The organism is Leyella stercorea (assembly GCF_019052365.1).
Classification (GTDB): Bacteria; Bacteroidota; Bacteroidia; order Bacteroidales; family Bacteroidaceae; genus Prevotella.
This window is the reverse complement of record NZ_JAHQUY010000107.1, coordinates 1-6487: the sequence shown is the minus strand read 5'-3', so window position 1 is coordinate 6487 and position 6487 is coordinate 1. Positions and strand designations below refer to the sequence as shown.

Annotated in this window: 7 protein-coding genes and 1 pseudogene; 3 read left to right on the top strand and 5 right to left on the bottom strand. The window is 44.6% G+C overall.

Annotated features, from left to right (window positions below):
• Positions 1–25 precede the first annotated feature (25 nt).
• Positions 26–784 (bottom strand): ParA family protein, encoded by a 759-nt coding sequence (locus tag KTQ90_RS12475; RefSeq protein WP_217318702.1) that lies wholly within the window; start codon positions 782–784, stop codon positions 26–28.
• Between the two features lie 750 nt (positions 785–1534).
• Here KTQ90_RS12475 and mobA point away from each other — a divergent pair.
• From mobA to mobC, 3 genes are read left to right on the top strand one after another with little or no spacing between them, the layout of a single operon-like run.
• Positions 1535–1954 carry a conjugal transfer protein MobA gene (mobA, locus tag KTQ90_RS12470; protein WP_032856281.1) on the top strand — a complete coding sequence of 140 codons (420 nt, stop codon included), beginning with the start codon at positions 1535–1537 and terminating at the stop codon, positions 1952–1954.
• On the top strand, positions 1939–3192 hold the full coding sequence (mobB, locus tag KTQ90_RS12465; protein WP_217318701.1) for a conjugal transfer protein MobB: 1254 nt from the start codon (positions 1939–1941) through the stop codon (positions 3190–3192). Before mobA ends, mobB begins: the two co-directional genes overlap by 16 nt.
• Positions 3193–3230: 38 nt before the next feature.
• The gene (mobC, locus tag KTQ90_RS12460; protein ID WP_217318700.1) at positions 3231–5237 is read left to right on the top strand and encodes a conjugal transfer protein MobC; all 2007 of its coding nucleotides are present in this window, start codon (positions 3231–3233) and stop codon (positions 5235–5237) included.
• Positions 5238–5444: 207 nt separating this feature from the next.
• Here mobC and KTQ90_RS13980 read toward each other — a convergent pair whose 3' ends face one another.
• From KTQ90_RS13980 to KTQ90_RS12440, 4 genes and pseudogenes are all read right to left on the bottom strand, one after another.
• Complete coding sequence (locus KTQ90_RS13980; protein ID WP_353888547.1) at positions 5445–5570, bottom strand: hypothetical protein; 126 nt, start codon at positions 5568–5570, stop codon at positions 5445–5447.
• 130 nt (positions 5571–5700) lie between these two features.
• Positions 5701–5994 (bottom strand): IS1/IS1595 family N-terminal zinc-binding domain-containing protein, encoded by a 294-nt coding sequence (locus tag KTQ90_RS13975; RefSeq protein WP_199658369.1) that lies wholly within the window; start codon positions 5992–5994, stop codon positions 5701–5703.
• Positions 5897–6169, bottom strand: coding sequence for a hypothetical protein (locus tag KTQ90_RS12445; protein ID WP_068855006.1), 273 nt, complete (start codon positions 6167–6169; stop codon positions 5897–5899). Before KTQ90_RS12445 ends, KTQ90_RS13975 begins: the two co-directional genes overlap by 98 nt.
• A gap of 72 nt (positions 6170–6241) precedes the next feature.
• Positions 6242–6487 (bottom strand): annotated as a pseudogene (locus KTQ90_RS12440) (hypothetical protein); the annotation flags it as partial.

Here is a 6487-nt window from a genome sequence, read left to right as displayed (position 1 = left end):
GTTGATTTTTCTGCTTACCATAGGCTCATGTCTTTATGATTTCACAAATCTCGTCAGACAACTCCTTGATGCCACTTCCTCGCAACAGATTCGGGTCTGCAGGGAAGATGGTGGAACGGAACACAGCCTTTCGATTCTCCGACAGTTCTCTTCTGAAACGCTTGCTGTCAGGAAGTCGTGTGTTGAGAAGTGAATAGCCGAGAGAAGCAAACATTCCTTCATACACTTCATATAAATTCGTGCGTTCTCGTTTGTCAACCATCGTCCAGAAGAATGCAAGTTCCTTGGTGACAGACAAGCCCGGAGTCACAAGGTTGTCGTAGAACATCTGGACAAAACTCAATGCGCTTTCTATCACAAAGCGGTCAGCGCTGACCGGAACAAAGATGTAATCCATCTGTGACAAGGTCTTCATGACACCTTCGCTTTTGATTGTTCCCGGCATGTCAAAGAAAATAAAGTCGGGTTCAACCTCAGATTCCTCCAACACTTTCTCTGCGTCATCAAGTGCGTTGAGTGCATTGCTTCTCGTAACACTGTAGGATTTCTTGCCCAACTTCTTGAAATGCTCACAGGCTTGTGCCTTGAAATAAACGCTGTCCTTGATGAGTTCCATTTCCTCATCACGCAGGTCTGCGATGTTGTGCTGTGGTTCGTCACAGTCAATGACCACTACATTGAAACCTTTAACATTGTGAATGTAGTTGGCTACAAGAGCCGTGATGGTGGATTTTCCGATTCCACCTTTCTGTGTCGCAAAAGCTACAAATCTTGTTTTACTCATATCTTTAACTTTTTAATTTGTTGATAACTCACTTCCATGATTTTCTGCCAATTAAATGATATGAACACATAAGTGTCCATGTCTATAAGTCATTGCTCCATTATGGAGACCTTGAACCATTGCAGTGCTTCATCATTTCCATACGACAGTACGACAGTGAATCATTAAGTCTGTACGTCAGTAGCGCATCATTGATGCAAGGCGATACTGCAATAATGACAGGTTTATTCATTTCTACAAATGCTTGTTTCATCATATTTTCAAATCATTAGTTCGATGTTTACGGCTGCAAAGTAACAACGCTTTTTCCGAAAAACAATGGTTTTCAAATCCTGTGGCAGCATGTTGCCGATAGTTGCAGTGGTTGTCTGGGGTGCATCTGTTCCAAGGGTGCTATTTTAGCCGTAATTTTGCACCCGAAAGGCAAAACAATGGATGGCGCATCCATATCGTTCCGAGAAGAACTAAGGCTTGATGCTCCGCAAAGGACAGGATTTCCCGAACAGCGTCCATTCGGGATGGGGACAGCTTCTTACGAAGGCTAACTTCAATCCACCCTAAGCGGATTTTTATGTCCTCAAAGACATAGCAAGGTATGTTTTGAGTTACTCAAAACCTTTGGAGTTACTCTCCAAAGACCTTGCCCTGCCGGGTTGGTAGCCTCTCCGAAGTCGGGCTCCCCATGTTCCAATCTGACGATAGTTTGTGCAATTCCATTATAGCCGCATGTACCACTTAATCCATTTTAATATGAACACAGAAAGAAAACGAGGGGGACGAATCCCCAAGCTGAACCCGAAGTCGCACCATGTGATGCTTCGGTTCGACGATGACGAGTGGATGAAATTCCTCGTCATGTATGAGCAGACTGATGTGAAGGCAAAGGCTGTCTTTGCCAAGGCACGCATCTTCGGCGAGCCGTTCAAGGTGTTGCGAGAGGACAAGACACTGGTGGAATACTACACCAAGCTTTCCTCTTTTCACTCGCAGTACCGAATGATTGGCAACAACTACAACCAGGTTGTCAAGGAACTCCGTTGTCATTTCTCAGAGAAAAAGGCGATGGCTTTGCTCTATAAGCTGGAGAACTGCACCAGGGAACTGGTCTCTCTTACCCGTGAGATTGTTGAACTAACCCGTAAGTTTGAGGAAAGATGGTCGCAAAGATAAGTTTCGGAAGTTCATTGTATGGCGCACTGGCATACAATGGTGAGAAGATTAACAAGGAAGAGGGAAAGCTCTTGGCAACGAACAAGATCTTCGATGATTGTTCGGGAAAGACGAGCATCGCCAACGCCTTGCGTGATTTCCAGCGATACCTTTCTCCGCACATCAGAACAGAGAAGCCTGTCGTGCATATCTCCCTGAATCCGCATCCTGATGATGTGCTGACGGATATGGAGATGGAGAACATCGCACGGGAATACTTGGAGCGCATGGGATATGGCAACCAGCCATACATGGTTTACAAGCATGAGGACATTGACCGTCACCACATGCACATCGTGACCATCCGAGTGGATGAAAACGGCAAGTGCTTGGATAGCCGATACAACTACCATAAGAGCAAGGCTATCACTCGTGACTTGGAGATGAAGTACAATCTCAACAAGGCAGACCGCAAGCAACGTCGATTCGACAATCCACTTCGTAAGGTGGATGCAAGCCAAGGCAATGTGAAGAAGCAGGTTGCCAACACAGTAAAATCTCTCTGCGCTACCTACAGGTTCCAGTCCTTGGGCGAGTACCGTGCACTTCTCTCCTTATATAATATATCCTTGGAGGAAGTCAGAGGCGAAGTTGGCGGTCATGAGTATCATGGTTTTGTCTATTCTGCCACGGACGGACAGGGCAATAAAGTTGGAAATCCTTTCAAGGCTTCCAAGATTGACAAATCTGTCGGTGTGGAGGCAATAGAAAAACGGTTCGCTTATTCTACCAAGAAGTTCAAGGAGGAAAAGAAACTCTCCGAGATGACCCGTCATAGTGTGGAAGCTGTCTTGAAGCAGACGTACCATAAGGATAAGTTCGTTGAACTGCTGAAAGCAAAGGGTATTGATGTTGTTTTCCGACATACAGCTGACGGCCGTATCTACGGAGCAACATTCATTGACCACCGCACCCAAAGCGTGTTCAATGGTTCAAGACTTGGAACGAATCTTTCTGCCAATGCCCTGCAGGAGCACTTCACCTTGCCTTACGAGAATGTGCAGCCGATACCGCTTACCATCCCGAAGGAAGATGGCATAATGCCGGAACAGGAATATCATGGTTCTGGCTTGTTCGATGAGTACGGCAGCGGTCTTGGACTTATGGCAGGGAATGGTTCTTCCAACGAGGCACAGGAAGCAGCATTCGATAGAGAGTTACGCAGAAAGAAAAAGAAGCGAAAAGGGAGAAACCTTTAATCGTATTATCAAGGTATAACTTCAAAACAGAAAAAACAATGGCACAAGAAGACGATTTGAGAGCATTGGGAAAAATCATGGATTTTCTCCGTGCCGTGAGTATAATTCTCGCTATTATGAATGTGTATTGGTATTGCTATGAGGCAATGCGCATGTGGGGAGTGACAATCGGGGGGGTTGACAGAATCCTTATCAACTTCAACAGAACAGGTGGTTTATTTCATTCTATCCTCTATACCAAGCTGTTTTCGCTTCTGCTCCTGGCACTCTCATGTCTGGGAACCAAGGGCGTGAAAGCGGAAAAGATGAGTTGGAACAGGATTTGGACGGTTCTTGCTGTTGGCTCCTGTCTGTTCTTCCTCAACTGGTGGTTATTGCTTCTGCCTATATCACATTTGGGCAATGCCACGCTGTACATTTTTACAATGACAGCGGGTTATATCTGCCTGTTGATGGGAGGACTCTGGATTAGCAGGCTCTTGAAACACAACCTCATGGAAGATGTCTTCAATAATGAGAACGAGAGTTTCATGCAGGAGACCAAACTCATGGTGAACGAGTATTCTGTCAATCTGCCTACACGTTTTTACTATAAGAAGAAGTGGAACAAAGGTTGGATTAACGTGGTCAATCCCTTCCGTGCCTCGATGGTGCTCGGCACGCCGGGTTCGGGTAAGTCTTACGCCATTGTGAACAACTATATCAAGCAGCAGATTGAGAAAGGCTTTGCCATGTATATCTACGACTATAAGTTCCCCGATTTGTCAGAGATAGCCTACAATCACCTGCTTCATCACTTGGATGCCTACAAGGTAAAACCTCAGTTTTATGTCATCAACTTCGATGATCCGAGAAAGTCGCATCGGTGCAATCCTATCAATCCCGCCTTTATGACGGATATATCGGATGCCTACGAGAGTGCCTATACTATTATGCTCAACCTTAACCGTTCGTGGATTCAGAAGCAGGGAGACTTCTTTGTGGAGTCGCCGATTATCTTGCTGGCTGCCATCATTTGGTTTCTGAAGATATATGAGAAAGGAAAGTACTGCACCTTTCCCCATGCTATCGAGTTTCTGAACCGTCCTTACGCACAGATATTCCCGATACTCACTTCTTACGATGAACTTGCCAACTATCTTTCTCCCTTTATGGACGCTTGGGAGGGAGGAGCGCAGGATCAGTTGCAGGGACAGATAGCCAGTGCCAAGATACCGCTTTCACGAATGATTTCACCAGCCCTTTATTGGGTGATGACGGGCGATGATTTTTCGCTTGACATCAATAATCCCAAGGAGCCGAAAGTGCTGGTTGTAGGTAACAATCCCAACCGCCAGAATATCTATTCGGCAGCACTTGGTCTGTATAATAGCCGTATCGTGAAGCTCATCAATAAGAAGAAGCAGCTCAAATCGTCTGTGATAATCGACGAGTTGCCGACTATCTACTTTCGTGGGTTGGATAACCTTATCGCCACAGCCCGAAGCAACAAGGTCGCCGTGTGCTTGGGTTTTCAGGACTTTTCGCAGCTTACCCGTGACTATGGCGACAAGGAGAGCAAGGTAATCCAGAACACTGTAGGCAATGTGTTTAGCGGTCAAGTTGTGGGCGAAACTGCCAAGACACTTAGCGAACGCTTCGGAAAGGTGCTACAGCAACGGCAGTCCATGACCATCAACCGCAACGACAAATCCACCTCCATTTCCACGCAAATGGATAGCCTTATCCCGGCAAGCAAGATTTCCAACCTCACACAAGGTATATTCGTGGGTGCGGTGTCCGATAACTTCGACGAACGCATCGACCAAAAGATTTTCCATGCGGAGATAGTGGTGGATAGCGTCAAGGTGTCGGCAGAAATGAAAGCATACCAGCCTATCCCAGTGATAGTGGAATTCAAAAACGAAGATGGCTCCGATAATCTCAAAGAGACTATCGAAGCCAACTATCGTAAGGTAAAACAAGAGATACTGACGCTGGTTGATTCGGAGATTCAAAGGATAAAAAACACCCCTGCCTTGTCCCATCTCATTCCAGACAAGTAGTGCAAACACGGATTGGGTATTGTGGTTGCGGTGTTATGATTACGGACCGTAGCTATACCCACAGGTAAATCCTTATGATAGCTGTTAGCACTGATAAACTGCGGCTGTAACAAATCGTTTTCGGTTCAGTCGTTTCAGGTGGATACGAAGTGTAAGATTGTGCCACTCGATATGGTTGGTAGAACGGAAAACGGTACGGTGTATTTTTCAGCTGATGAGATAACTGTATTTTTTCAGTTTATCGGTGTAAATCATTTTGGCTTTGGACAGAAAAAGACTTTGAAGCACAACAGACAGAGTACGGTTGGTACGTCTGCCCACTTTAAAAGCCACAACCTTGCGAGTTTCTCTATCCAAGGCGTACACTAACCAGCGCGGATGATTTTTTTACCGATAAAAATGCGCATCTCATCCACTTCGTAGGTCTTGCCTACAGAGGTAGGTGGCTGCTTGATATTGCTTACTATCTGCAAAATCTTCTTAAGCAAGGTGGTAATGAAATTCCCAATATTCGTGCCGTACTGCGAATACCCAATCCCTCTTTGGTCAGTTGAGTGATTTTGGTGTCAGAGTTAGGAAGATAGGCTTTGTATGTGTAGTCAGTAATAAAACGCTTCTGGCAATGTTTGCATCGGTAGCGTTGTTTACCTGTACTACTTTTACCACTTTTGATAATATTGTTTGAGTAGCAATGTGGACATTGAAGCTCGACTCCCAATCTGGAGCATAAAGTGCCGAAGCGTTCTCGTATATTCATTTTCTTTGTTTTGGGTTACAAATATAGCAAAAGGCAGAGAATCTTTCCCTGCCTTTACGCCTAATCTTTTAAAAATCACATTGATAATCAGATGATTATTACAACAACTCCCGATTTGAAGCATTACCCATCTTATTCCATATTTAATTCCGCCAACGGGTAATGTTTTTTTCATTTTCGTAATCCTTTCAAAATAACAGTTCTTTCGCTTACTGGAATTTCTTTACGTCTTTTGGCCATTACCGCATTATCTAAATTTTAAATATGATGTTACGCTCATTCCATCCGTCATTTTATATTTCCCAAAATTGGTAAACTCAATGGTATCAATCTTGTTATCTTTTAATTTTAATATGATCATTGTTATATCACAGTGACTTAACTGCTTCAATGATTGGATATATTGTTTATCTACCCAAAGAGAGCGAACCGCTTCTGGATGTATGACGCCCATTACCTTATACTCTGGTAAGGTTTCAAGTGGGATTATTCC